Origin of the sequence: Methylobacter sp. (genome assembly GCF_023227905.1) — a bacterium.
Lineage (GTDB): Bacteria > Pseudomonadota > Gammaproteobacteria > Methylococcales > Methylomonadaceae > Methylobacter_A.
In genome coordinates this window covers 1-2,578 of sequence record NZ_JALOCF010000129.1, presented here as the reverse complement: position 1 = coordinate 2,578, position 2,578 = coordinate 1, and the positions used below count along the sequence as shown (strand labels likewise).

The following is a 2,578-nucleotide window of genomic DNA, read 5'->3' as shown; positions in this document are numbered from 1 at the left end:
ATCAGGTCTAGCTAGTGAATTTGTTGGACGAAGCCGCTATCGCGGAGAAAAGCCCCGCCACCGATTAATCAATTAAAATGTAACCTCAAACCCTCAATCAGAGGGGATCGTTTAGCAACAAATAATGAGGTTACAAAGCAATGACATCATCATCCGAAACAGATTTCAAGCAGAATTATCAAACGCATCTTAAACACCTTAAGCTCAAAGGGCTCCAGCCCAAGACGATCGAGGCCTATTCCCGCGCCATGCGGCGCGTCGGCGCGTATTTCGGCTATCAAATTAACGATCTATCTGAATCACAGTTGACCGATTATTTCAGCGATTTGCTGGAATCCCATTCCTGGAGTAGCGTCAAACTTGATCTGTACGGTCTTAAATTCTTCTATGCCTATGTACTCAATAAACCTTGGCCCGCGCTTAATTTGATCAAACCGCCAAGGGTTCAGCGCTTACCGGATATTGTAACCGTTGCGGAAGCCGGACGGCTGTTCGCGATGACCCATACCCTCAGTTACCGGGTGTTCTTTTTTACGCTTTATAGTCTGGGTCTGCGCCTCGGTGAAGGCTTGCGTTTGACGGTGGCCGATATTGATGCCCAGCGGCTGCGGGTGCATATTCGCGATGCCAAGGGCAACAAAGACCGTTTGGTGCCTTTGCCGGCAGCAACGTTAACCTGCCTGCGCCGCTTCTGGCAGGTGCATCGCAATCCGGTGTTGCTGTTTCCTAACCGCCACGGCGGCCTGAAGTCGGCGCATTTGTCTACCACGCCGTTGGATCGCGGTGGGGTGCAAGCGACGCTGCGCCAAGTCGCCCAAGACTGCGGACTAAAAAAAAGATTACCCCGCACAGCTTACGTCACAGCTATGCTACCCATCTAATCGAAGCGGGTGTTGACCTGCTCGAAGTCCAGAAAATCCTCGGCCACCACAGTATCCTGACCACCGCCCGTTATACCCATCTGACCGATACCACTAATCAGCAGGCCGACCAGTTAATCAATACGCTGATGAATGGTTTTGCCATAGACTGGAGGAACGTCAAATGATTTTGCTTTCGTCGATCATCCAAATCTTTAAAGCAGAGTTCCTAGCGACGTATCAAAATGCGCTGCCCAGCCAGCTCAAAGCGTTGACCGCCCTGGAGCAGTGCCGCACCACGCAAAGCCCCGTCATGATGGCGCAATGCGACGGCTGCGATAAACAAATCTTCATCCCGCATTCCTGCGGTCATCGCAACTGCCCCCATTGCCAACATCATGAGAGCCAACAATGGCTAGAGCGGCAACTCAACAAACAGGTACCCGCCGAGTATTTTTTGTTGACCTTCACCTTGCCGGCCGAACTTCGGCCGTTGGCCTGGCAACACCAGCGTACACTTTATGACTTGATGATCCGTTGTAGCTGGGAGACCCTCAAAACCTTCGCGCAGAACGATCCACAGTTGCAGGGAAAGGCCGGTGCCATCAGCGTATTGCACACCCATTCACGGCGCCTGGATTATCATCCGCATGTGCATGTGGTGATGCCTGCGGCAACTATCGATGCTGATAAACGGCGGTGGCGTACGAAAACCAGCAAAAACAAAAAAGCCTATTTGTTCAATCACAAAGCCTTGGCGAAAGTGTTCCGCGCTAAACTGCTCGCGGCCATCTGCGAGGCAGGTCTTGAGCTTCCTGCCCGTTATCCCGAAACCTGGGTGGTGGATGTCAAGTCCGTAGGCAGCGGCGACAAAGCGCTAGTCTATCTCGGGCGCTATCTTTACAAAGGCGTGATCCAGGAAAAGGATATTATTGCGTGTAAGGATGGTCTGGTCACCTTCCGCTACCAAGACAGTAAGACGAAAAAGATACAGACCCGAACGCTGCCCGGTACCCAGTTCTTGTGGCTGATTTTGCAGCATGTGTTACCCAAGGGCTTCCGGCGCACCCGTAACTTTGGCTTTTTGCATGCCAACAGCAAACGGCTGTTGGCACTGCTTCAGGAACTGCTTCGCTTGAACCCCATTAAAATTTTGGTTGAGCGAGCATTACGACCTACTATCAAGTGTCCTTGCTGCGGCGGTGCTATGCGGATTGTGAAAACGCGAATTCCCGCCCTGCGTGCATTCGGACTACTTGCGCCATCCGGCTAACAGAGTAGAGGCGCAACCGGTTATGTAACCACATCTGTCAATCTGGGCAAACTTTAAATCGGCATGGTGAAGCCGAGAGCCGCGCTTGCCTGAAAAAAGGCTATTATTCGCCTTAAATCATCACAACTGGCTAAAGGCGTTACCAAAGTAACGCTTTCGGCTTGTTCTTACGAAATGCGGTTATAGATTTCTCGCCGCAACCAACAAAATCCGAAAAGATATTTTCTTATAATAAAGTCTGCCTTCCACTGCCACCGGGCTCGTCCAACAACCGGTTCAGATTGTGGCTCGCTATCGCTCGCACAATCTAACCTTATTCGTTGGGTGTTTGAAATAATGATTTTTTAAACTTTTCGATTTGTTGTTTTATCGTTTTTTTGCTGATAGACATGGTTAAATCATGGTATAGAATAATGAATGCATTTATCATTCTACCTTAATCTCA

Annotated in this window: 1 protein-coding gene and 1 pseudogene; both read left to right on the top strand. The window is 50.2% G+C overall.

Annotation, left to right across the window (positions count from 1 at the left end; genetic code table 11):
* Positions 1–140 precede the first annotated feature (140 nt).
* Positions 141–1,048 (top strand): annotated as a pseudogene (locus tag M0R47_RS21735) (site-specific integrase).
* On the top strand, positions 1,045–2,133 hold the full coding sequence (locus M0R47_RS21725; protein WP_292558444.1) for an IS91 family transposase: 1,089 nt from the start codon (positions 1,045–1,047) through the stop codon (positions 2,131–2,133). Before M0R47_RS21735 ends, M0R47_RS21725 begins: the two are co-directional and overlap by 4 nt.
* Positions 2,134–2,578: the final 445 nt, after the last annotated feature.

Excerpts from the sequence above, each read along its gene's own strand:
- M0R47_RS21725 (WP_292558444.1), top strand. The coding sequence starts at position 1,045 with ATGATTTTGCTTTCGTCGATCATCCAAATCTTTAAAGCAGAGTTCCTA.